Source organism: Amycolatopsis thermoflava N1165, from assembly GCF_000473265.1.
Classification (GTDB): Bacteria; Actinomycetota; Actinomycetes; order Mycobacteriales; family Pseudonocardiaceae; genus Amycolatopsis_E; species Amycolatopsis_E thermoflava.
Genome location: NZ_KI421511.1, coordinates 2,512,273 through 2,534,042, shown reverse-complemented (window position 1 = coordinate 2,534,042; position 21,770 = coordinate 2,512,273). Strand labels below are relative to the sequence as shown.

General features: G+C 74.0%; 20 protein-coding genes. 11 read left to right on the top strand and 9 right to left on the bottom strand.

What is annotated here, in order from left to right; all coding sequences use genetic code 11:
- Positions 1–64 precede the first annotated feature (64 nt).
- Positions 65–568: an OsmC family protein gene (locus AMYTH_RS0112545; protein ID WP_020420622.1), complete on the top strand. Its 504-nt coding sequence runs from the start codon at positions 65–67 to the stop codon at positions 566–568.
- On the opposite strand, the gene AMYTH_RS0112540 is transcribed toward AMYTH_RS0112545, so the two are convergent.
- From AMYTH_RS0112540 to AMYTH_RS0112525, 4 genes are all read right to left on the bottom strand, one after another.
- On the bottom strand, positions 523–1,443 hold the full coding sequence (locus AMYTH_RS0112540) for an ABC transporter substrate-binding protein (protein WP_027930624.1): 921 nt from the start codon (positions 1,441–1,443) through the stop codon (positions 523–525). The two genes, AMYTH_RS0112545 and AMYTH_RS0112540, sit on opposite strands and share 46 nt — an antisense overlap.
- A gap of 186 nt (positions 1,444–1,629) precedes the next feature.
- Complete coding sequence (locus AMYTH_RS0112535; RefSeq protein ID WP_027930623.1) at positions 1,630–2,109, bottom strand: pyridoxamine 5'-phosphate oxidase family protein; 480 nt, start codon at positions 2,107–2,109, stop codon at positions 1,630–1,632.
- Positions 2,110–2,176: 67 nt separating this feature from the next.
- The gene (locus AMYTH_RS0112530) at positions 2,177–2,923 is read right to left on the bottom strand and encodes an IclR family transcriptional regulator (protein ID WP_027930622.1); all 747 of its coding nucleotides are present in this window, start codon (positions 2,921–2,923) and stop codon (positions 2,177–2,179) included.
- Positions 2,920–4,359 carry an APC family permease gene (locus tag AMYTH_RS0112525; protein ID WP_027930621.1) on the bottom strand — a complete coding sequence of 480 codons (1,440 nt, stop codon included), beginning with the start codon at positions 4,357–4,359 and terminating at the stop codon, positions 2,920–2,922. Before AMYTH_RS0112525 ends, AMYTH_RS0112530 begins: the two co-directional genes overlap by 4 nt.
- 242 nt (positions 4,360–4,601) lie before the next feature.
- Here AMYTH_RS0112525 and AMYTH_RS0112520 point away from each other — a divergent pair, with 242 nt between their 5' ends.
- Both AMYTH_RS0112520 and AMYTH_RS0112515 read left to right on the top strand, forming a co-directional pair.
- Positions 4,602–6,002 (top strand): APC family permease, encoded by a 1,401-nt coding sequence (locus AMYTH_RS0112520; RefSeq protein ID WP_027930620.1) that lies wholly within the window; start codon positions 4,602–4,604, stop codon positions 6,000–6,002.
- Positions 6,003–6,013: 11 nt separating this feature from the next.
- Positions 6,014–7,930, top strand: a complete 1,917-nt coding sequence (locus AMYTH_RS0112515) for a primary-amine oxidase (RefSeq protein ID WP_027930619.1) — start codon at positions 6,014–6,016, stop codon at positions 7,928–7,930.
- On the opposite strand, the gene AMYTH_RS0112510 is transcribed toward AMYTH_RS0112515, so the two are convergent.
- Positions 7,851–8,855, bottom strand: coding sequence for a LysR family transcriptional regulator (locus AMYTH_RS0112510; RefSeq protein WP_027930618.1), 1,005 nt, complete (start codon positions 8,853–8,855; stop codon positions 7,851–7,853). The two genes, AMYTH_RS0112515 and AMYTH_RS0112510, sit on opposite strands and share 80 nt — an antisense overlap.
- Before the next feature lie 99 nt (positions 8,856–8,954).
- Here AMYTH_RS0112510 and AMYTH_RS0112505 point away from each other — a divergent pair, with 99 nt between their 5' ends.
- From AMYTH_RS0112505 to AMYTH_RS0112490, 4 genes are read left to right on the top strand one after another with little or no spacing between them, the layout of a single operon-like run.
- The gene (locus AMYTH_RS0112505; RefSeq protein WP_027930617.1) at positions 8,955–10,229 is read left to right on the top strand and encodes a CitMHS family transporter; all 1,275 of its coding nucleotides are present in this window, start codon (positions 8,955–8,957) and stop codon (positions 10,227–10,229) included.
- Positions 10,230–10,237: 8 nt separating this feature from the next.
- Positions 10,238–11,530 carry an acyclic terpene utilization AtuA family protein gene (locus AMYTH_RS0112500; RefSeq protein WP_027930616.1) on the top strand — a complete coding sequence of 431 codons (1,293 nt, stop codon included), beginning with the start codon at positions 10,238–10,240 and terminating at the stop codon, positions 11,528–11,530.
- The gene (locus AMYTH_RS0112495; RefSeq protein ID WP_228685280.1) at positions 11,530–11,838 is read left to right on the top strand and encodes an AtuA-related protein; all 309 of its coding nucleotides are present in this window, start codon (positions 11,530–11,532) and stop codon (positions 11,836–11,838) included. The genes AMYTH_RS0112500 and AMYTH_RS0112495 overlap by 1 nt, the downstream gene beginning before the upstream one ends.
- Positions 11,839–11,848: 10 nt before the next feature.
- On the top strand, positions 11,849–12,883 hold the full coding sequence (locus AMYTH_RS0112490) for a DNA polymerase IV (RefSeq protein WP_027930614.1): 1,035 nt from the start codon (positions 11,849–11,851) through the stop codon (positions 12,881–12,883).
- A 393-nt stretch (positions 12,884–13,276) separates the two neighbouring features.
- Here AMYTH_RS0112490 and AMYTH_RS0112485 read toward each other — a convergent pair whose 3' ends face one another.
- Positions 13,277–13,804, bottom strand: a complete 528-nt coding sequence (locus tag AMYTH_RS0112485) for a CGNR zinc finger domain-containing protein (RefSeq protein WP_027930613.1) — start codon at positions 13,802–13,804, stop codon at positions 13,277–13,279.
- 51 nt (positions 13,805–13,855) lie between these two features.
- Between AMYTH_RS0112485 and AMYTH_RS0112480 the strand changes: the two genes are divergently transcribed.
- Positions 13,856–14,773 (top strand): DMT family transporter, encoded by a 918-nt coding sequence (locus AMYTH_RS0112480; protein ID WP_027930612.1) that lies wholly within the window; start codon positions 13,856–13,858, stop codon positions 14,771–14,773.
- On the opposite strand, the gene AMYTH_RS0112475 is transcribed toward AMYTH_RS0112480, so the two are convergent.
- Positions 14,679–15,617, bottom strand: coding sequence for a zinc-binding dehydrogenase (locus AMYTH_RS0112475; protein WP_027930611.1), 939 nt, complete (start codon positions 15,615–15,617; stop codon positions 14,679–14,681). The genes AMYTH_RS0112480 and AMYTH_RS0112475 overlap by 95 nt on opposite strands.
- A gap of 57 nt (positions 15,618–15,674) precedes the next feature.
- Here AMYTH_RS0112475 and AMYTH_RS0112470 point away from each other — a divergent pair, with 57 nt between their 5' ends.
- The 3 genes from AMYTH_RS0112470 (at position 15,675) to AMYTH_RS0112460 (ending at position 19,648) form a co-directional block, all read left to right on the top strand.
- Positions 15,675–16,529, top strand: coding sequence for a universal stress protein (locus AMYTH_RS0112470; RefSeq protein ID WP_027930610.1), 855 nt, complete (start codon positions 15,675–15,677; stop codon positions 16,527–16,529).
- 501 nt (positions 16,530–17,030) lie between these two features.
- A complete protein-coding gene (locus AMYTH_RS0112465) occupies positions 17,031–17,801 on the top strand; it encodes an ABC transporter ATP-binding protein (protein ID WP_027930609.1) in 771 nt (256 codons plus the stop codon).
- A gap of 2 nt (positions 17,802–17,803) precedes the next feature.
- Positions 17,804–19,648, top strand: coding sequence for an FtsX-like permease family protein (locus tag AMYTH_RS0112460; protein WP_027930608.1), 1,845 nt, complete (start codon positions 17,804–17,806; stop codon positions 19,646–19,648).
- Here AMYTH_RS0112460 and AMYTH_RS0112455 read toward each other — a convergent pair.
- Both AMYTH_RS0112455 and AMYTH_RS0112450 read right to left on the bottom strand, forming a co-directional pair.
- The gene (locus tag AMYTH_RS0112455; RefSeq protein WP_027930607.1) at positions 19,629–20,816 is read right to left on the bottom strand and encodes a cytochrome P450; all 1,188 of its coding nucleotides are present in this window, start codon (positions 20,814–20,816) and stop codon (positions 19,629–19,631) included. The genes AMYTH_RS0112460 and AMYTH_RS0112455 overlap by 20 nt on opposite strands.
- 15 nt (positions 20,817–20,831) lie before the next feature.
- Positions 20,832–21,761, bottom strand: coding sequence for a PDR/VanB family oxidoreductase (locus AMYTH_RS0112450; RefSeq protein ID WP_084022574.1), 930 nt, complete (start codon positions 21,759–21,761; stop codon positions 20,832–20,834).
- Positions 21,762–21,770: the final 9 nt, after the last annotated feature.

The window sequence follows — 21,770 nt, the reverse complement described above, 5'->3', positions numbered from 1 at the left end:
TGGCCCGGTCTTGATCCGGCCTTGACACCGGCGTGAGCCCGTTCACGCGGTCATACTGGCGGGCATGGACGCAGGCGAACTCAGGGAACTGCAGGCCCCGCTGAAGGAGCGCTACCGGGAGGACCCGGCACAGGCGCTGATCACCTTGCGCGCCAACGCGGAGCTCGACGGGCTGGGCATCTCGTGCAAGGTGGAGACCGGGCGGGCGGTGGTCGAGGCCGGCCTGCACCCGGCCACCGGCGGTGACGGCAGCCTCGCGTGCTCCGGCGACATGCTGCTGGAGGCGCTGGTCGCGTGCTCCGGGGTGACGCTGCGGGCGGTGGCGACGTCGCTGGGGCTGGAGATCCGCGGCGGGACCGTGCGGGCGGAGGGCGACCTGGACTTCCGCGGCACGCTCGGGGTCGACAAGTCCGCGCCGGTGGGGTTCCAGGCGATCCGGTTGTCGTTCGACCTCGACACCGACGCGTCCGAGGAGCAGCTCGCCACGCTGCGCAAGCTGACCGAGCGGTACTGCGTGGTGTATCAGACGTTGCGGACGCCGCCGGAGATCGAGGTGCGCCTCGCCTGACCCGGCTCGACGGTCCCGATGCCGTGCAGCACGTGGGCGAGGATCTCCGCGCCCCGCACGACGCGCGGGCCGGGGCGGTTGAAGTAGGACGGGCCGTCGAGGATCCACACCTGCCCGCCGCGCACCGCGGGCAGGTCCGCCCAGCCCGGTCGGCTCGTGATCAGGCCGAGTTCGGCCTCGGTGCGCTCCGGCGGCAGGCCGCAGGGGAGCAGGAGGAGGACGTCGGGTTCCGCGGCGGTCACCTCGGCCCAGTCGATGGCCTTCGTGTGCTCGCCCGGCCGGGCGAGCAGGGGCTCCCCACCGGCGGCGGCGATCTGTTCGGGCACCCAGTGGCCTGCCGGCCAGACCGGGTCGAGCCATTCGATCGCGGCTACCCGCGGCCGGGGCAGGTCCCGGGTGCGCTCCCGGAGGTCCGCGAGCCGGGCGCGCAGTTGCGTGTGTTTCGCGCGGGCGACGTCCGGCACACCGAGGACGTCGCCGAGCAGCAGCAGGCAGTCCAGCACCTCGGCGAGCGTGTGGGGTTCGAGGCTCAGCACCCGCGGCCCGGCGTCCATCATCCGGACGGCGTCGGCGACCCGGCGGTAGGACACCGCGCAGACCTCGCAGAGGTCCTGGGTGAGCACGACGTCGGGCTGGAGCTCGGCGAGTTTCCCGGCGTCCAGGGCGTAGAGCGCGGAGCCGGCGTGGGCGCCGCCGACGGCCTGCGAGATCTCGCGGCTGCTCATCGAGGTATGCAGCCCGCTGCTGGTGACCACGGGCACGTCCTCGATGCCCGGCGGCCAGTCGCATTCGTGCGTCCGCCCGACCAGCTGCCCGGCCAGCCCCAGCTCGGCCACCAGATCAGTGGCGGCGGGCAGCAACGAGACGATCCGCACGCTGCGAGCCTAGGCGGGACCGCCGCCGCGACGCCATGGGGCGCCGCCGGACGGTCAGGTGCCCTCGACGACCGTCGAAGACTGGCAAGCGGTGCTCGATCCGGTGGGTCCCGGGGCTGGCCGCACTCCTACGAGGAGAGTCCCGCTGCCGGGCGTTCCCAGCGCCGTTCCAGCGCTGCTGAACCGTCAGCCCTGGCGGGACGCGAGCAGGTCCTCCACCGCCTTGGGCAGCGTCGTCTCGAAGTCGAGCAGCTTCGCCCAGTCCGGCTCGATCGTGATGACCACCATCTGCTCGTACAGCGCCCGCACGCCCTGCTCCCAGGACTCGAACACCTCGGCGGGCGTCACCTTCCGGGACGCCTCGATGTAGGCGCCGGGGACGCCGTCGACCAGTTCCAGGCGTGCGGTGCCGCGGATCAGCAGCACGCGCGGGGGCCACGGGTCCATGCGGTCGACGGTGATCGCCACTCGCGGGTTCCGGCGCAGGGCCGCGACCTTCGCCGACTTCGGCACGGTGGCCATGACCAGGTGCGAGCCGTCCCACCAGAACCCGATCGGGATGACGCGCGGCTCGCCGTCCAGTCCGTCGTACGCCAGCCGCGCGGGGATGTCCGACTCCAGCAGCTCCTGCGCGATCGGCTTGGCCAGTTCAGCGGTGACATCCATGTCCGTCTCCTCCGGTTCGGGGTGTGTCACGCCGGGGACGGAGCCGCTCCCGCGTTCTCGACATCGCTCACGCGAGAAGTGGCGCCAGTTGCCCGGCGTGGTCGCGCACCAGCGCCACCAGCTCGGCGTTCGGCTCGGCGACCCGTTCCGCGGGCCCGCTCACCGCGAGCCCGGCGACCAGCTCGCCGGTCACCACGTCCCGGATCGCCACCGCCAGGCAGCCCTTGCGTTCCAGCAGCTCACCGCACTGCCGGGCCAGCCCGTCGCGCGCGACCGCGGCCAGTTCGGCGTCCAGGCGGTCGGCGTCGACGATCGTCCGCTCGGTGAACGACCGCAGCTCCCGCACCACCGCGCGCCAGTCGGCCTGCTCGGCGAGCAGCAGCTTGCCCAGCGCGGAAACGTGCGGGTAGCGGGCGAGCAGCGCCCCGTCCGACGGCGGGTGGTCCGGGTCCGGGTCGACGAGCGTCAGCCGCCCGGTCCGGTAGGACGCCAGGTGCACACCCCACCGCACCCGTTGCCGCAGGTGCTCCACGATCGCCCTGGCCGCCGCGGGCGGGCGCACCGCCACCGGGGTCGCCAGCCGCCCGGCGCGACGCCCCAGCGCGAACCCCCGCAGGTCCGGCAACCGCACCAGGTACTCCTCGCCGACGAGCAGGTTCAGCAGCCGGTAGGTCGTCGCCGGGGGCAGTTTCAGCGCGGCCGAAATCTCCTTCGCCGTGACACCCGGCCCGGCCGCCACGACCTCCTCCAGCACCGCCAGCGCGCTGCGGACCGCCTTCGGCTGGCGGCCGGACAGCGGCGTCTCCGGGCTCACCGCTCGCCGCCGAGCAGGTCGGCCTCGGACGTCTCGTCGTAGATGCCGATCCGCGCCAGGTCCCGTGGCCGCCGACGGCGCAGCCAGGCGAACCAGGCCAGGCCGGCGAGCGCGCACAGCCCGAACACCGCCGGGTACGGGCCGCCCAGGTTGTCGACCGTGAACACGACCAGCGCTGCCAGCAGCGCGGGCGCGGTGATCGCGCCGACCACCAGCGCCCCGCGGGTCAGCTCGCCGATGCGGTACAGGAACACCGGCGCCGCCACGCACACCAGCAGGTACGCCACCAGGTAGCCGAACACCGCGACGTTGAGCAGCGTGACGAACACCGACGTGGTGCTCATCCCGGCGGCCATCAGCACGACCGGCGCCACCGCGACCGGCGGCAGCACGGCCAGGATCGCGACGTGCGGCGTCCGGTACCGCGGATGCGTCCGGCCCAGCGCGGCCGGTGCCACGCCCTCGCGCCCCATGGACAGCAGCACGCGCACCAGCGCGCTGCCGGTCGCCAGCGTGCACGCGAGGAACGACGCGGCGATGCCGAGGTCGAGCAGGTAGGACAGCCACGGCAGCTGCTGCAGCGCGGCCAGCGTGCTGACCGGCTCGGCCTGCCCGGCGAGCCCGCCCGGCAGCGCGCCCAGCCCGATGACCTGCGTGTACGCCGCCACCAGGTACAGCACGCCGCACAGCGCGGCCGTGCCCTGCACCGCCCGCGGCACCGTGCGGAACGGCCGCCGGGCCTCGACCCCGTAGGACGCCGCCGCCTCGAACCCGATGAACGCGCCGAGCGCGGGCAGCACCCCGGCCGCGATCCCGCCGACGCCCCGGTCCGGCGCGGTCGGCGCCAGCCCGGGGCCGACCCTGGCCAGCAGCAACCCGAACACCACCAGCATCAGCGAGATCGACACGGCCTCGGCGACGAGCACCACCGTCGCCGACAACCGCACACCCCGCAGCACGCACGCCGTCGCCAGCCCGCCCAGCACCAGCACGAGCACCGCGACCAGGCCCCAGCCCAGGTCCAGGCCGGCGCGCCGTAACAGGTCCTGCAGGTAGACGCCGGACCCGGTGAGCGCCGCCATCGTCAGCAGGCCGTAGCCGATCAGCAACGCGCAGCCGCACGCGAACGCCGCGGCCGGGCCGAGCCCCTTCGCGGTCAGGCTGTACAGCGACCCGGCCGCCGCCATGCGGCGCGTGAACTGCGCGATCCCCAGCCCGATGAGGAGCGCGAGCACGGTCGCGACGACGAACGACCACAGCACCCCGGTCCCGGCCCCGGCCGCGGCGACCGCGGGCGCGGCCGCCATGGCCGCCGACGGCGCCGCGGCCGAGATCGACTGCGCGAACACCTGCAGCGGACCGAGGTTGCGGCGGTCGAGCCCGGACATCGGGGACTCGCGCCGCAACGGCGGCAGCACCCGGGGTGGCACGGACATCCGGCATTTCCTCCTCTGTGGACGGTAACCCGGCACTGTAACTCCGGGGTTACGTCCGAGGACATGGCCGCGAGCGTCAAATGAGAAAAACGCCGCAGCCGTTCCCGCGTTGGGAGAACGCCCCCACGGGACTTCCCGGTGCCGGAGACCGGGGTTTGACCGGGGGCTGACGGCGGCGCAACGTTGCTGCTCAACGCTGTGCAGCCGTCACCGGAAATCCCCGCTGAGTCCCCGGAGGTCTCATGGATACGCCACGGTCGCTGACCGGTTCACTGGGCGCCGGCTCCATCGTCTTCATGGTCGTCGCGGCCGCCGCCCCGCTCACGGTGGTCGCCGGCAGCGTGCCGCTGGGCGTCGCGCTCGGCAACGGCGCCGCCTTCCCCGCCACCTTCGTGCTCTGCTGCGTGGTCCTGCTGCTGTTCGCGGTCGGGTTCTGCGCGATGAGCCGCCACGTGCCCAACGCGGGCGCGTTCTACGCCTACGTCCGCGAGGGGCTCGGCCGCGCGCCCGGCCTCGGCGCCGCGTTCCTCGCCCTGGTCACCTACACCGCGGTGCAGCTGGCCGTCTACGGCTACCTCGGCGCCGCCCTCGACGGCCTGGTCCAGCACTACGGCGGTCCCGCGCTGCCATGGTGGGTGTGGTCGCTGGCCGCGCTCGCCGTGGTCGGCCTGCTCGGCTACCGGCACATCGAGCTGAGCAGCAAGGTGCTCGGCGTGCTGCTGCTGTGCGAGGCCGGGATCGTGCTGGTCTTCGACGCGGTCGTGACCGTGCGCGGCGGGGACGGTGGCCTGTCGACGGCGTTCCTGCAGCCGGCGCAGATCGGCTCCGGCTCGGTGGGCATCGCGATCATGTTCGCCATCGCGAGCTTCATCGGGTTCGAGGCCACCGCGGTGTTCCGCGACGAGGCCCGCGACCCGGCCCGCACGATCCCGCGCGCCACCTACCTGTCGCTGCTGCTCATCGCCGGGTTCTACACGCTGTCCAGCTGGGCCGTCGTGTCGGCGTGGGGCGACACCGCCGCCGTGGAGCAGGCCGGCGCGGACCCGGGGAACATGCTGATCACCACGGTCGGCCGCTACCTGGGCACCGCGGGCGCCGACGTCGTGCAGGTCCTGCTGATCACCAGCCTGTTCGCCGCGCTGCTGTCGTTCCACAACGTCATCGCCCGGTACGCGTTCTCGCTCGGCAACTCCGGCGCGCTGCCCGCCGCGTGCGGCCGCAGCCACCACCGGCACGGTTCGCCGCACGTCTCCTCGCTCGCGCAGTCGGTCAGCGCGGTCGTGTTGATCGCGGTGTTCGCCCTGGTCGGGATGGATCCGGTCACCCAGGTGTTCTCGTGGATGGCCGGCACCGCGACCCTCGGCGTGCTCGTGCTCATGACGCTGACGTGCTTGGCCGTCGTGGTGTTCTTCCGCCGCACGCGGGTGGACCGGCGCGCCTGGCACACGTTCGCCGCGCCGGTGCTCGGCCTGGCCGGGCTGGCGGGCTGCCTGGTGCTGACCGTGCTCAACTTCCCGACGCTCATCGGCGGCTCGTTCGGCCTGGCCGCCGTCATCTTCGCCATCCTCGCCGGAGCGTTCGCCCTCGGGGCCGTGCTCTCGGCCGTTCTGCGCTCGCCCGCCACCGAACCCGCCATCGCCTGAAAGGATCGTCGATGACACTCGCCGAAGAACGCACCACCACGACGCACCCGCTCGACCCGATGACCGAGGACGAGGTCCGCGCGGTCCGGGAGGTGCTCAGCGCCGCCGGGCTGCTGGGGGAGTCCGTCCGGTTCGCCTTCCTGGCGCTGGAGGAGCCGGGCAAGGCCGTGGTGCGCGCGCACCAGCCGGGTGACGAGGTGGACCGCCGGTTCCGGGCGATCCTGCTCGACCTGGCCGACGGCTCGTCGAAGGACGTCGTCGTGTCGGCCACGCGGTCCACTGTGGACGAGGTGCGGGAGATCGACCCGGTCGCCGACGGCCAGCCGCCGATCATCGACACCGAGTTCGAGCTGATCGAGGACATCCTCAACGCCGAGCCGCGGTGGACCGACGCCCTGCGCAAGCGCGGCCTGGACCCCGCCACCGTGCGCGCGGTGCCGCTGTCCGCCGGTTCCTACGATCACCCCGGGGAGACCGGCCGCCGCGTCGTGCGGGCGCTGGGCTTCCAGCAGTTCCACGAGAAGGACCACCCGTGGGCGCACCCGGTGGACGGGCTGGTCGCCTACGTCGACCTCACCGCCCGCGCGGTGACGAACGTGATCGACCACCGGGAGCTGCCGGTGCCGCAGGAGCCGGGCAACTTCGATGACCCGGCGCAGACCGGGCCGCACCGCACCACGCTCAAGCCGATCGAGATCACCCAGCCGGAAGGCCCGAGCTACGCGGTCGAGGGCAGCCGGGTGCGGTGGGAGAACTGGGACCTGCGGATCGGCTTCAACGAGCGGGAAGGCCTGACCCTGCACGAGATCTCGTTCCACGAGCGGCCGGTGCTGTACCGGGCGTCGGTGGCCGAGATGGTGGTGCCCTACGCTGACCCGTCGCCGGTGCGGTTCTGGCAGAACTACTTCGACTGCGGCGAGTACATGTTCGCCCGCTACACCAACTCGCTGGAGCTGGGCTGCGACTGCCTGGGCGAGATCCGCTACTTCGACGCGGTGGTGGCCGACGACCTCGGCGAGCCGCGCACCATCCGCAACGCGATCTGCATGCACGAAGAGGACTTCGGTGTGCTGTGGAAGCACAGCGACATGTTCGCCGGCTCGCACGAGACGCGGCGGCAGCGGCGGCTGGTGGTGTCGTTCTTCACCACGATCGGCAACTACGACTACGGCTTCTACTGGTACTTCTACCTCGACGGCACGATCGAGCTGGAGGCCAAGGCCACCGGCATCACCTTCACCTCGGCCTACCCGGCGGAGGGGCACGAGTACGCCACCGAGATGGCGCCCGGCCTGGGCGCGCCCTACCACCAGCACCTGTTCTGCGCGCGGCTGGACGTCAGCGTCGACGGCGACCGCAACGCCGTGGACGAGGTCGACGCGGTGCGCGTGCCGGTGAGCGAGGCCAACCCGTACGGCAACGCCTTCCGGGAGGCCCGCACGCGGTTGACCCGCGAGTCGGAGTCGGCGCGCGCGGCCGACAACACCCGCGGGCGCGTGTGGCACATCGTCAACCCGGACCGGCGGAACCGCTTCGGCCGCAACCCGGCCTACGTGCTCCACCCGGAGGGCCAGCCGACGCTGCTGGCGGACGAGTCCTCGTCGGTGCACGCGCGGGCCACCTTCGCCACGAAGCACCTGTGGGTGACCCGCTACTCGGACGACGAGCGCTACCCGGCCGGTGACCTGGTGAACCAGAACCCCGGCGGCGCCGGGCTCCCCGCGTGGACCGCGGCGGACCGCGACATCGACGGCGAGGACATCGTGCTGTGGCACACCTTCGGGCTGACGCACTTCCCGCGCCCGGAGGACTGGCCGGTGATGCCGGTGGACTACACCGGGTTCAAGCTCAAGCCGGTGGGGTTCTTCGACCGGAACCCGACGCTGGACGTGCCGCCGTCGACGGGCGGTCACTGCCACGGCGGGTGAGCCAGCGCGTGTGAGCCGGCAGGCCGTCGCCGCGGTCCCGGGCCTGGAGGAGGGCCTCGGTGAACGCGGCGACGGCCCGCGGGCGCGGCCGGGACGGGTCGCGGACCAGCGCGATCGTGCGCTCGGCGCGCGGCCCGTCCAGCGGCAGGCTGCGCAGCCCGGCGAAGGCCACCAGGGGCAGCACCAGGCCGGGGATCGCGGAGACGCCCAGCCCGGCGGCGGCGAGCCCGGCGACCGCGGCGATGTTGCGTGCTTCGATCGTGTGGCCGGGCGCCACCCCGGCCTCGGCGAGCGCGTGGTCGACCAGCGGGCGGATGCTGCTGCCGGGGGAGAACGCGATGAACGGCTCACCCTGGATCCGTTGCCAGGACAGGGTCTCCGCGTCCGCGAAGGGGTGGCCGGGCGGGAAGACGCAGCAGCACTCGTCGGCGGCCAGCGGCTGCACCTCCAAATCGTCCGGGGGCTCGCCGACGACGGTGACCGCGAGGTCCACCGCGCCCGCGCGCACCCGGGCGAGCACCTCCTCCGACAGGCAGTCCTCGATGGACAGTTCGACGTCCGGCAGCTCCCGCCGGTAGCGCGCGATGACCGGGGGCAGCAGGATCGCCGCCAGCGACGGCAGCGTCGCCACCCGGACGTGCCCGCGGGTGCCGGCGAGGAACCCGGTGAAGTGCCGCAGCCCGGCGTCGAACGAGGCCAGCACCTCACGCGCGATCCGGGTGAACTCCACGCCCTCCGCGGTCGGCACGAGCCGCCGGGTGGTCCGCTTGAACAACGCGACCCCGACCTTGCGCTCCACCTCGGCGACCGTGCGGCTCAGCGACGACTGGGCGAGGTGCAACCGCTGGGCGGCCGTGGTGAACCCGCCGGCGTCGGCCACCTCGACCACCGCCCGGAGCTGCTGCACCGTCAGATCCATGCGCATGGTGCATGAGTCTATGCCGAACTCTTGTTTGACCCCGATAGCTGTGATGCCGCAAAGTCGGCAGACGTCACCGTCGACAGCGCACTGGAGGTCCACGAGATGCTTGCCCTGGCGGGCTTTCTGACGATCGGCGTGTTCCTCGCCGGGGTGCTCTCGCGCCGCGTCTCGGTCCTGCTGGCGCTGACCGTCGTGCCGGTCGTCGCCGCGCTCGCCGTGGGCGCGGCCCCGCGGCTGGGCGAGCTGATCGGCAAGGGGCTCACCACCGTCGCCCCGGTCGCGATCATGATCACCTTCGCGGTCCTCTACTTCTGCCTGATGATCGACGCCGGTCTGTTCGACCCGGCCGTGCGGCGGATCCTGCGGTGGGCGGGCGGTGACCCGCTGAAGATCACCGTCGGGACCGCGGCGCTCACCGTGCTGGTCGCCCTCGACGGCGACGGCGCTTCGACGTTCCTGATCACGGTGTCCGCCCTGCTCCCGCTCTACCAGCGGATGGGGATGCGCCGGCTGGTGCTCGCCGGGGTCGTCGCACTCGGCGCCGGGGTGATGAACCTGGTGCCGTGGGGCGGCCCGACCGCGCGGGCGATGGCCGCGCTGGACGCCGACAGCGGCCGCATCTTCCTGCCGCTGCTGCCCGCGATGCTGGCCGGGATCGCGTGGGTGCTCGTCGCCGCGTGGCTAATCGGCCGCGCCGAGCGCAAGCGGATCGGGGTGCTCGACCTGGACGGCCCGGCCGCCGCGGTGGAACGCACCCGGGCCGAGCGCGTCCGGTACTGGGCCAACGTCGTGCTCACCCTCGCGCTGGTGGCCGCCCTGCTGGCCCAGGTGGCGAAGCTGGAGGTGCTGTTCGTCGGCGCGTTCGTGCTCGCCCTGCTGATCAACCGTCCGAAGTGGAGCCAGCAGCAGGAGCTGTTCGAGAAGCACGGGCACAACGTGGTGCTGGTGACCACGATGATCTTCGCCGCCGGGGTGTTCACCGGGATCCTGTCCGGCACCGGGATGATCGAGGCGATGGCGCGGGCACTGGTGAGCGTCGTGCCGGACTGGGCGGGCGGCGCGCTGCCCGCGCTGACCGCGTTGACCGGGATGCCGCTGAGCCTCGTGTTCACCCCGGACGCCTACTACTTCGGCGTGATGCCGGTGCTCGCCGAGACCAGCGCCGCGCTCGGCGGCGACCCGGCCGAGATCGCCCGAGCCGCGCTGCTCGGGCAGATGACCACCGGGTTCCCGCTCAGCCCGCTGACCGCGTCCACGTTCATCCTCGTCGGCATGGCGGGCGTGGACCTGGGCGAGCACCAGCGGTTCGCCTTCAAGTGGGCGTTCGGGACCACCGTCGTGATGACCGCCGTCGCCCTGGCCGTGGGCGCGATCTAGGGGAGAGCATGGACTGCGTACGGATCGGCGGGGGGGCCGGCTTCGCGGGGGACCGGTTCGAGCCCGCGGAAGCGCTCGCCCGCGACGGGGAACTCGACGACCTGGTGCTGGAATGCCTGGCGGAGCGCACGATCGCGCTCGGCCAGCAGCGCAGGCTGGCCGACCCGACGGCGGGGTACGACCCGCGGCTGGTCGCCCGGTTCGAACGGCTGCTGCCGCTCTGCGCCGCGCGGGGCGTGCGGGTGATCACCAACATGGGCGCGGCGAACCCGCTCGCCGCCGGCCGGGTGACGGCGGACCTGGCCGGGCGCCTCGGCCTCGGGCTGACCGTCGCGGTCGTGACCGGCGACGACGTGCTCGACCGGATCGACCCGTCCGCACCGGCCCTGGAGACCGGGCGGCCGCTGGCCGCGCACGGGGAACTGGTGTCCGCCAACGCCTACCTCGGCGCGGAGCAGATCATGCCGGCGCTGGAGACCGGTGCGCACGTGGTGCTCACCGGCCGCGTCGCCGATCCCTCGTTGTTCACCGCGCCACTGGCCCAGCGGCTCGGGTGGGACCTGCGCGACGCCTCGGCGATGGCCGCCGGGACCGTGGCCGGGCACCTGCTCGAGTGCGCCGGGCAGCTCACCGGCGGGTACTTCGCCGACCCCGGCCGCAAGGACGTGCCCGGACTGGCCGAGCTGGGGTTCCCGTACGCCGACGTGACCGCTGACGGTGACGTGGAGGTGTCGAAGCTGCCCGGCACCGGCGGTCTGGTCTCCCGCGCGACGGTGCGGGAGCAACTGCTGTACGAGGTCACCGACCCGACGGCCTACCTGACCCCGGACGTCACGCTCGACCTGCGTGAGGTGACCGTCGCCGAGACCGGGCCGGACCGGGTGGCGGTGCGTGGCGCGGTCGGGCGGGCGCGGCCGGAGAAGTTCAAGGTCAGCGTCGGCTACCGCGCCGGGTGGCGGGCCGAAGCCGGGATTTCCTACGCCGGACCGGGCGCCCGGGCCCGCGCCGAACTGGCCGGTGAGGTGGTCCTGCGGCGGCTCGCGGGCACCCGGGTGCGGGCCGACGTGCTGGGCGCGGAGGGGTCGCCGGAGTGCCGGCTGCGGATCGCCGCGTCGGCGGCGGACCGGGCGGCGGCCGAGGTCGTGTGCCACGAGGTGGAGGCGCTCTACACGAACGGGCCTGCCGGGGGCGGAGGCGTCCGGACGGCCGTGACGGAGGTGATCGGGATCGTGTCCACGCTGATCGACCGCGACCGGGTCGAGCCGGCGGTGACCGTGATCGGGGGGCATGCGTGCGGGTGATGTTGCACGAGGTCGCGCACTGCCGCGCCGGCGACAAGGGCGACACGTCGATCCTGTCGCTGTTCCCCTTCGACGACCGGCATTTCGCGGACCTGGAGCGCGAGGTCACGGCGGAGCGGGTGCGCGAACACCTCGCTGGTCAGGTGCGCGGCGAGGTGGTGCGCTACGTGCTGCCGAAGCTGTGCGCGCTGCAGTTCCGGTGCCGTCAGGCGCTCGACGGCGGGGTCACCACGTCGCTCGCACTGGACACCCACGGCAAGGGGCTGAGTTCGCGTCTGCTGGCGATGGAGATCGAGCTGTCCGGCTAGCCTGGGTGGCGTGTCTGCGGACGACTGGGTCCTGCACGTGGACCTGGACCAGTTCATCGCGGCGGTCGAGGTCGCCCGGCACCCCGAGCTGCGCGGGAAACCGGTCGTGGTCGGCGGGAACGGGGACCCTTCCGAGCGGGCGGTCGTGGCCACGGCGTCGTACGAGGCGCGCGAGTTCGGGATCCAGTCGGGCATGCCGTTGCGGACGGCGGCGAAGCGGTGCCCGGACGCGGTCTTCCTGCCGGTCGACAAGGAGGCCTACGAAGAGGTCTCGGAGCGGGTGATGGCGACGCTGCGGAGCTTCCCGGTGGTCGTCGAGGTGATCGGGTGGGACGAGGCGTTCGTCGGCGCGCGGGTGACGGACCCGGAGGCGCTGGCCGCGGACATCCGGGCGCGGGTGGCCGCGGAGACCGGGATGTCGTGCGCGGTCGGGATCGGGGACAACAAGGTGCGAGCCAAGATCGCGACCGGGTTCGCGAAGCCGGGCGGGATCTACCGGCTGACACGGGCGAACTGGGTCGCGGTGATGGCCGACCGCCCGACCGACGCGCTGTGGGGGATCGGCCGCAAGACGGCGAAGAAGCTGGCGGACGCCGGGCTGACCACCGTGCGGGACCTCGGCACGGCCGACCCGGACGACCTGGCGGCGCGCTTCGGGCCGACGATGGGCCCGTGGTACCGGCTGCTCGCCCAGGGGGCCGGGGACACCGAGGTGACCGCGACGCCGTACCTGGCCCGGTCACGGAGCCGGGAGACGACGTTCCAGACGGATCTGGACGACCGCGCTTCGGTGGATGCGCAGGTGTCGGCCCTGGCGGCGCGGGTCGCGGAGGACGTGCTGGCCGAGGGGCGCCCCGCGGTGCGGATCGGGGTGAAGGTGCGGTTCAAGCCGTTCCTCACCTACACCCGCAGCCTGACCCTGCCCGCGCCGACGAGCGACCGGGCGGAGATCGAGCGCGCGGCACTGTCCCTGTTGGACCGTTTCGAGTGGACCCGCCCGGTGCGCCTGCTGGGCGTGCGAGCCGAGTTCAACCGCGACGAGTGACGCATCGCCCCGGGGTCGGCGGTTTCGGGGATGGGCGGAGCGGCTGACTCTGCCGGCGCGGCGGGCAAGGGCGCGGGCTGGATGTGCGGCGCGCGTGGTGCCTGAGGTGCCGATGTGGTGGGTGGGTGGTCTGGCCTTGTCGGGTTGGGCAAGTGCGCGGGGCCGGGTGCCGTGGTGCCGGGTGCCGTGGTGCCGGGTGCGGGGGCGCGGGTCTGACCTTGCGGGTCCGCGCACGACTGCGTGGGGCTCGCGGTGGGGTGGCCGGTCTGATTCTGCCGGGCTTGGGGAGTGCGCGTGGGGTCGGTTGGGGCCGCACCTGCGGCGCCGGCTGTGGCGGGCGGATCGCCCGGCGCTGCCGGGTCGTGCGCGAGTGTGGGAATCGCGCGTGGCTTGTCAGCGCCGGGCGCGGTGGTAGTGGCGGCGGGCGCGCTCGCGGTTGCCGCAGTCGGCGGAGCTGCACCAGCGGCGGGAGCCGTTGCGGCTGCGGTCCAGGAAGAGCCAGCCGCAACCGTCGTCGGCGCAGCGGCGCAGCCGGGTCAGGTCCTCGAACTGCAGCAGCCGCCACGTCTCCAGCGCCAGCGCGTCGCGCAGGTCCCGGGTGCCGTGGACCGGGATCCGCCACTCCAGCGGCACCACCGACGCGACCTCCGCCCGAGCCAGCGCACCCACGATCAGGCGACGCAACGGTTCGACGTCCCCCGGGTCCGCGCCGGTCGCCAGCGGCTCCAGCACCCGGTGGGCCGCCTCGCGGAGCTCGCGCACCTCGGCCACGCCACCGTCCGGGACCACGGTGAACCCCGCAGCCTCGGCCCACCGCCGCAACGCGTCGTCGTCCGGCAGCCGCTCCTCGCGTCGCGCCGGGTCCAGGCGCCACGCGACCGTGTTGACCAGGTCGAGCGCCACATGACCGCCGACGAACATCTAATGAGCATAACAGTGTTTGACTGTTAGGTCTACGGGTAGCCGAGGGGTATGCGACCTGCCTGGGGTGTCGCGACGGGGGCGCTTGCCGTCTCCGCGTCGGCCGTGCTCATCGAGCTGTCCGGGACGGCGCCGGGCACCGCCTCGTTCTACCGGTGCCTGTTCGCGCTCGCTCCGCTGGCGGTGCTCGCCCGCGGCGAACACGGTGGCGCGCTCGAGCGAGCCGAACGGGTGCGCGCGGTCCTGGCGGGCGCGTTGTTCGCCGGGGACAGTCTGCTGTGGACACAGGCGATCGGCGAGATCGGGGCCGGCCTGTCCACGGTGCTGGTCAACCTGCAGGTGGTGCTCGTGCCGGTGATCGCGTGGGTGGCCGACCGGGAGCCGGTGTCCCGCCGCTACTTCGCGGCGGTCGCGCTGGTGCTGCCGGGGGTGGTGCTCGCCGCGGGCGTGACCGGCGGGCCGGCGTCGCTGGCCGGGACGATCCACGCGTCGCTGGCCGCTCTGTGCTACTCGGGCTTCCTGCACCTGCTGCGCCGCGGCGGGCAGGACGGGCGGACCCGGCGGGCATACCTGGTCGTCACCGCTTCCGCCGCGGTCGTGTCGCTGGCTGCCGGGTTCCTCTGCTACGGGCTGGACCTGACGCCGGGGTGGGCCGCGGTCGGCTGGCTGGTGGTCGTCGCGGTGTGCGGGCAGGTCGTCGGCTGGCTCCTGGTCGCGACGAACACGCCGCGGCTGCCGAGTGCGGTCGGGGCGGTGCTGCTCCTGCTCACGCCGGTGGGCGCGGTCGTGCTGGGCGCGGTGGTGCTGGGGGAACGGCTGTCGCCACCGCAGCTGCTCGGCTGCGCCCTGGTGCTGGCCGGCGCGGTACTGGCGACTAGATCACCAGCAGCGTCTTCCCCTTGCCGCAGCGGGACTCCAGCGCGCGGTGCGCGTCCGCGGCGCGACTCAGCGGGAAGGTCTGCCCGATGACCGTGTGCACCGTGCCGCGGGCGGCCAGGCGCAGCATCCGTTCGATGCGGGCGCGGCGGCCGGGCTCGTACTCCCGCAGCTGCTCCAGGCCGTAGGCAGTCACCTCCCGCCGCACCTCGTCCACCGCGACCGGCGCGCCGCCGGCCCACCCGTAGTTCGAGTACCGCCCGCCCGTGACGACCAGCTTGGCCGCGGCCCGGCCCAGGTCGCCGCCGACTCCGTCGAACGCCACGTCCACCGGTCCCACCTGGTCGGTCCAGCCGGGCTCGCTGTAGTCGGCCACCGCGTCCGCGCCCAGCGCGCGCACCATCTCCAGCTTCTCCGCGCCCCGCGCCGCGCCGGTCACGTGCGCCCCCGCCACGTGCGCGAGCTGCACCAGCAAGGTGCCGAGCCCGCCCGCGGCCGGCTGCACCAGCACCCGCTCACCTCGCCGCACCGCGGCCCGCTCGAACACCGCCAGCGCGGTGGATCCGTCGTGCAGCAACGCCACCGCCTCCCGCAACCCCACACCGGGCGGGACGCGGATCAGCTGCTCGGGCGTGGCCAGCACCTGTTCGGCGTACGCGCCGTCGACGTCGGCCAGCACCCACGCGCCGCACCACGACGGGTCCGCCCCCGCGCCGATCTCCGTGACCTGCCCGGCTACCCCCGCGCCGGGCACGTACGGCGGCGTCACCCCGAACAGGTGCCCGGCCTCGCCGCGGCGGATCGCCGTGTCGATCCACAGCACGCCGGCCACCTTCACCTCGACCACGACCTGCCCCGGCCCCGGGTGCGGGTCCGGCACCGCCTTCACCCGCAGCACTTCGGGGCCGCCGAACCGCACCGCCTCGATCACGCGCATGTGGCCAGGCTGCAACCTCCACCGCGCTGGAGGTCAAGCGTGAGTAGCGTGGGCGGCATGGCGGACGAGATCGTGGTCGGGGTGGACGGTTCGGCGGCGGCGCTGGACGCCGTCCGATGGGCGGCGGGCGAGGCGGCGCTGCGGAAGCTGGCGCTGCGGCTGGTCTACGCGGCCGACGTCACCGGTGGCCGGTTCGACGGCGGGCTGCCGGTGCCGCAGAGCTTCTTCGACGAGCTGCAGCGCGCCGGGCAGCAGCTGCTCGCGGACGCGGCGGCCGTGGCGGGCGAGGTGACCGTGTCGACGGAGATGCCGCTGGAGCCGGCGGTGCCGCTGCTGCTGGAGTGCTCCCGGACGGCGCGGATGGTCGTGCTCGGCTCGTCCGGGCGGGGCGGGTTCACCGGGATGCTGGCCGGGTCGACGGCCGTGTCGGTCAGCGCGCACGCGTCGTGCCCGGTCGCGGTGGTGCGTGGTCGCCCGGGCGCCGCCGGCCCGGTCGTCGTGGGCGTCGACGGCAGCCCGACCAGCGAGGAAGCGCTGAACGTGGCGTTCGACGAGGCCGCGTGGCGGGAAGTGCCGCTGGTGGCGGTCCACGCCTGGAGCGACGCCGACTACGGCGTCCCCCTGCCCGCCGCGGACCTCGACTGGGCCGAGGTGGAGCGCGAACAGCGGCGCCTGCTGGCCGAACGCTTGGCGGGCAGGCAGGAGCGCTACCCGGACGTGCGCGTGGAGCGGGTCGTGGTGCGGGACCGCCCGCGGGACGAGCTGCTGGCCCGCAGCCGCGACGCGCAGCTGGTCGTCGTGGGCAGCCGCGGCCGGGGCGGGTTCCGGGGGCTGGTGCTCGGGTCGACGAGCCAGGCGCTCATCCACCACGCCGACTGCCCGGTGCTGGTGGTGCGGCCGCAAGCTGCTTGATCGCTGGTCGCGCGGCCGCGGGTAGCGGGGGTGCCTGCTGCGCGGGGGCTGAGCCCGGTAGCGGCGGGCGGTGCGGCCGGTACGCCCCACTTTAAGGGTGCCTGCGGCCGGTAGGGGCCCCGCTGGGCGGGACAACCGGGAGGGGTGCGGCTGGGCGGCCGGTTCACCCCCGCTTCGCGGGGCGGAGGTGGACCGGTTGGTGGGCCCGCTCGGGGCTGGTGCGGTGCGTGGCGGCCCCGCTGTGCGGGCTGCCGGGAGGTGGTGCGGCCGGCGGTGATGCCCCGCTGCGCGGGGCTTGAGTGCGGGAGGCGGCGCGTCCGCGTGGCCGGCGGTGATGCCCCGCTGCGCGGGGCTGCCCGCGGCGGTCGTCGCGCATACCGTTCCGCTTCGCGGGGTGTGTCCCAGGGAATCCGCGCCCGCCGAGGGGTAGGGCCAGCCCCACCGGGGATTCGGTGGCCGGCACCGCTGACCGGCGCCCCGATCCGCGATGGGATCTAACCCATGACAACGCCTCTGGAAACCGCCGTCGCCGGCAGGCATCGGCCGCACGGGCAGCCCGCCGTCGAGCTTCGGGCCGTTTCCCGCACCTACGCCGCGGGCCAGCACGAGGTCCGCGCGCTCGACGGGGTCAGCGTCGCCTTCCCCGCCGGGTCCTGGACCGCCGTCATGGGGCCCTCCGGCTCCGGCAAGTCGACCCTCCTGCACTGCGCCGCCGGCCTGGAACGCGTCACCACCGGGCAGGTGTTCCTCGGCGGTGAGGACATCACCACCGCCGACGACGCCCACCTCACCGCGCTGCGCCGCAGCGAGATCGGCTTCGTCTTCCAGAGCTTCAACCTCATCGGCTCGCTCACCGCGGAGCAGAACGTCGCGCTCCCACTCCGGCTCGCCGGCACCCGGCCGTCCACGAAGGACGTTCGCGCGGTGCTCGCCGCCGTCGGGCTCGACGACCGCCGCCGGCACCGGCCCCGCGAACTGTCCGGCGGCCAGCAGCAGCGCGTCGCGATCGCCAGGGCCATGGTCACCCGCCCGCGCGTCCTCTTCGCCGACGAACCCACCGGCGCCCTCGACTCCACCGCGGCCCGCAAGGTCCTCGGCCTGCTGCGGGACCTCGTCACCGCGGGCCAGAGCATCGTCATGGTCACCCACGACCCGTCCGCCGCCGCCAGCGCCGACTCCGTGGTGTTCCTCCGCGACGGCCGCGTCGTCGACCACGCCGTCACCCCGACCGCCCGTGAGGTCGCGGACCGCCTCGCCCGGCTGGAGGCCTGACCGTGTTGCGACTGTCCTGGAACACCTTCACCGACCGCTGGCCGCTGTTCCTCGGCGCCATCCTCACCGTCTGCCTCGGCGTCGCGCTCGTCCAGTCGTCACTGCTGATCCTCGTCTCCGCCGCGACCGCGGGCGGCGAGGTCGTCGAGGCGGTCACCCTGCTCGGCCTGACCCTGGGCATCTCGGTGTTCCTCGCGGTGTTCATCGTCAGCTCCACCTTCGCCTTCACCGTCGCCCAGCGCCGCCGCGACCTGGCGCTGCTGCGGCTCGTCGGCGGCGGCCGCGGCCAGGTCCGCCGACTGCTGCTGTCGGAGGCCCTGCTGCTGGGCGTGCTCGGCACCGCCTTCGGCGTCCCGCTCGGCCTGCTGGTGATGCGGGTCCAGACCTGGCTGCTGCGCGAACTCGGCTTCGTCCCGTCCGCGTTCACCCCGCGCTGGCAGGACTGGATCCTCAGCGTGTCCGCGGGCATCGGGCTCGGTGTCGCGATCGCCGGGGTGCTCGCCGCGTCCCGGCGCGCCGCCAAGGTGCGCCCGCTGGAGGCCCTGCGCGAGACCGGCGCGGCGGCCCGCGTCATGACTGGCGTCCGCTGGTTCTTCGGCGTGCTGTTCCTGGCCGGGGCGGTCGCCATGGCGACCGTGTCCGCGTTCGCCCCGCCCGAGGGCGCCATCGCGCTGTCGATCAACACCGCGCTCGCCGCCGCGGTCGCCCTGACCGCGCTGAGCCCGCTGGTCGTGCCCGCCGCCGGGCGCCTGGCCGGGCTGGTCCTGCGCGGGCCGCTGGGACGCCTGGCCGAGGCGAACCTGCGCGACGGCGTCCGTCGCAGCGCCTCCACCGCCGCGCCGCTGATCGTGCTCGTCGCACTGCTGGTCGCCCAGGCGGGCACGCTCGCCACCATCGGCAAGGGTGCCGAAATCGAGCAGCGCGCCGACATCCGCGGCGACCTCGTGGTCACCACCACCGGACCGTCCGATCTGGACGTTCCCGGCGTCGCCGCGGTGTCCCCGCAGACCCGGGTGCCGGTCTCGGTCGTCACCTACAGCGACGACGACACCGACACCGAACAGGGCTACGCGGCCGCGGTCGACCCCGCCGCCTACGCCGCGACCCACGTGCGCGTCCCGGAGCAGGGATCGCTCGCCGACCTGACCGGGCCGACTATCGCCGTCGCCGACGGGTTCCAGCCGCTCGGCAGCACCGTCACCGCCCGGATCGGCGACAGCGAGCTGGACCTGCGGGTCGTGGCCGTGCTGCCGGCGACGCTCGGCGGCGGCGCGGACTTCCTGCTGCCGCGCGAGATCGTGCCCGCCCCGGTGCTGGCCGCCACGCCCACCGAATCCATCGTGCGCCTGGCGCCCGGCGCGGACCCGAGCACGCTCGCCGGCCGCGGCGAAGTGACCACAGTGGACGACTGGATCGCCGCCACCAGCGCGAAGCGGCAGGACACCAGCACCGGCATCATGACCGTGATCATGGGCCTGTCCGGGCTGTACGCGCTGATCGCGGTGGTCAACGCCGTGGTCATCGCCGCAGCTGACCGGCGCCGCGAGTTCGCCGTGGCCAGGGTGACCGGGCTGACCCGCGCGCAGGTGGTGCGGTCCGCTGTGCTGGAGTCCGGCGCGGTCACCGGCATCGGACTGGCGCTGGGCGGCCTCGCCGCGACCACGACCCTGATCGGGATCTCCGCCGCGGCGGGCCGGATCGCCGGGCAGCACGTCCTGGTGGTGCCGTGGGCGCTGATCGCGATCGTGGTGCTGGGCGCGTTCGCGGTGGTCGGCGCGACCAGCGCGTGGACGGCGTTGTCCGCGACCCGGCCCAGCCCGGTGTCGCTCACCGGCGCGGCGGAGTGAGGTGCAGCCGCATCGGCAGTGACTGCCACGCGCGCAACGTGTTGTTCAGGTGGCGGGTGCCCGGCCCGAGCAGTTCGAACCGGCGCACCCGCTTCGCCAGCGCGGTCAGCAGCGCCTCGGCCTCCAGCCGGGCGACGTGCTGGCCCACGCACTGGTGCAGGCCCATCCCGAACCCGACGTGGCCGGACGGGTCGCGGCTCAGGTCGAAGACGTCCGGATCGGCCCAGCGGCGCGGATCCCGGTTCGCCGCGCCGAGGAACATCAGGATCTTGTGCCCGGCCGGGATGGTCACGTCCGCGACGCGGGTGTCCCTGGTGGCCGTGCGGAAGAACGTCTGCACCGGCGACTGCCAGCGCACCGCCTCGTCGAAGGCCGCCCGGGCCAGCCGGGGCTGCTCGCGCAGCCGGTCCCACTCGCCCGGGTGGGTGGCGAAGGCGTAGAGCACGGCGGCCAGCCCGTGCACCGTCGTGTCCACGCCGGCCGTGAGCAGCGACCGGACCACCAGCGGCGCCTGCTCGTGGGTGATCTCGCCGCGGTCGGCGGCCGCCCAGATCGCCGCGCCGAACCCGTCGGCGGTGAGGCGGTCGCGGGCGCACTGCTCGTTCACCCACCCCGACCACCGCGGCATGTCCGCGGCCAGCGAGGTGACCAGCTCGTTGCGCGGGCCGAACGCGTTGAAGGCGAAGTTGCCGTAGGGCAACAAGTTCTCGCGCCCCTCGCGGCCGATCCCGACCGCGTCCGGGAACACCCGCAGCGGGAACGCCTCGGCGAGCGCGGGGACGACGTCCAGTTCGGTGTCCAGCGCACGCTCGACCAGGTCCTCGGCCGCGGCGAACCAGTCCTCCCGCAGCTTGCGCAGCGCGCGCGGGCCGAGGATGCCGGACAGCACCCGGCGCGGGGCGTCGTGGCGCGGCGGGTCCGTCTCAAGCAGCAGACTGGGCGGCCGCCACGGCTCCTCGACGTGGAAGTCGGCCAGCCCGACCCCCGCGGCGGAGGAGAAGTCCTGCCAGTTCACCAGCGCGGCGTGCACGTGCTCGTAGCGGGCGAGGGCGTAGACGTCGTAGCGGCTCAGGCGCACGACCGGGCCGGCGTCGCGCAGCTTGGCGTGCAGGGGTTCCGGTTCGGCCAGGACCTCGGGCGCGAACGGGTCGGTGTCGTCGGTGATCACGAGAGTCTCCTCAGGTCACAGGTCGAGGACGAGGCGGTCGGTGCACGAGCGGGACACGCACACGAACATGACCTCGCCCGCGGCCCGCTCGTGGTCGGCGAGGATCGAGTCGCGGTGGTCCGGAACTCCGGCCAGGACACCGGTTTCGCAGGTGCCGCAGGTGCCCTGCCGGCACGACGAAAGCACGTCCACGCCCGCGCCGCGCACCGCTTCCAGCACCGAGATCCCCGGCGTGACGGTGACGGTCGTGCCGGTCCGCCGCAGCTCGACCTCGAACGGCTCGTCCCGCGCCGGCGCCTGCTCGCGTGCCGTGAAGCGCTCGACGTGCAGCGAGAACGGCGGCCAGTCGCGGCAGGCGGATTCGACGGCGGCCAGCAGGGGAGCGGGCCCGCAGCAGTAGACCTTCGTGCCCGGGCGAGGGGTGCCGAGCCAGGACGCCAGGTCGAGCAGGCCGTGTTCGTCCTCGGGCACCAGGTGCACGCGGTCGCCGTACGCGGCGAGCTCGTCGGTGAAGGCCATCGACGCGCGGCGGCGACCGCCGTAGAGCAGCGTCCAGTCGGCGCCGAGCAGGTCGGCCTGGTGGATCATCGGCAGCAGTGGGGTGATGCCGATGCCGCCCGCGACGAACAGGTAGCGCCCGGACGGCACGAGCGGGAAGTTGTTGCGCGGTCCGCCGACGCCGACGCGGTCGCCAGGCCGCAGCCGGTCGTGCACGTAGGCCGAGCCGCCGCGACCCGCGGGCTCGCGCAGCACGCCGATGCGGTAGCTGTGCGCGTCCCAACGGTCGCCGCACAGCGAGTACTGCCGGGTCAGCCCGTTCGGCAGCACGAGGTCGATGTGCGCGCCGGGGGTCCAGTCCGGCAGCCGGCCGCCGTCCGGACGGGACAGGGTCAGCGCCACCACCCCCTCGGCGCGTGCTTCGCGGGCGGTGACCTCCAAGGTCACGACTTGGCT

What these genes read in the sequence shown, in the direction of transcription:
- AMYTH_RS0112545 (WP_020420622.1), top strand. Translation starts at nt 65, where the DNA reads ATGGACGCAGGCGAACTCAGGGAACTGCAGGCCCCGCTGAAGGAGCGC.
- AMYTH_RS0112535 (WP_027930623.1), bottom strand. Translation starts at nt 2,109, where the DNA reads ATGGATGTCACCGCTGAACTGGCCAAGCCGATCGCGCAGGAGCTGCTG.
- AMYTH_RS0112525 (WP_027930621.1), bottom strand. Translation starts at nt 4,359, where the DNA reads ATGTCCGTGCCACCCCGGGTGCTGCCGCCGTTGCGGCGCGAGTCCCCG.
- AMYTH_RS0112520 (WP_027930620.1), top strand. Translation starts at nt 4,602, where the DNA reads ATGGATACGCCACGGTCGCTGACCGGTTCACTGGGCGCCGGCTCCATC.
- AMYTH_RS0112515 (WP_027930619.1), top strand. Translation starts at nt 6,014, where the DNA reads ATGACACTCGCCGAAGAACGCACCACCACGACGCACCCGCTCGACCCG.
- AMYTH_RS0112510 (WP_027930618.1), bottom strand. Translation starts at nt 8,855, where the DNA reads ATGCGCATGGATCTGACGGTGCAGCAGCTCCGGGCGGTGGTCGAGGTG.
- AMYTH_RS0112505 (WP_027930617.1), top strand. Translation starts at nt 8,955, where the DNA reads ATGCTTGCCCTGGCGGGCTTTCTGACGATCGGCGTGTTCCTCGCCGGG.
- AMYTH_RS0112500 (WP_027930616.1), top strand. Translation starts at nt 10,238, where the DNA reads ATGGACTGCGTACGGATCGGCGGGGGGGCCGGCTTCGCGGGGGACCGG.
- AMYTH_RS0112495 (WP_228685280.1), top strand. Translation starts at nt 11,530, where the DNA reads ATGTTGCACGAGGTCGCGCACTGCCGCGCCGGCGACAAGGGCGACACG.
- AMYTH_RS0112485 (WP_027930613.1), bottom strand. Translation starts at nt 13,804, where the DNA reads ATGTTCGTCGGCGGTCATGTGGCGCTCGACCTGGTCAACACGGTCGCG.
- AMYTH_RS0112480 (WP_027930612.1), top strand. Translation starts at nt 13,856, where the DNA reads ATGCGACCTGCCTGGGGTGTCGCGACGGGGGCGCTTGCCGTCTCCGCG.
- AMYTH_RS0112475 (WP_027930611.1), bottom strand. Translation starts at nt 15,617, where the DNA reads ATGCGCGTGATCGAGGCGGTGCGGTTCGGCGGCCCCGAAGTGCTGCGG.
- AMYTH_RS0112470 (WP_027930610.1), top strand. Translation starts at nt 15,675, where the DNA reads ATGGCGGACGAGATCGTGGTCGGGGTGGACGGTTCGGCGGCGGCGCTG.
- AMYTH_RS0112465 (WP_027930609.1), top strand. Translation starts at nt 17,031, where the DNA reads ATGACAACGCCTCTGGAAACCGCCGTCGCCGGCAGGCATCGGCCGCAC.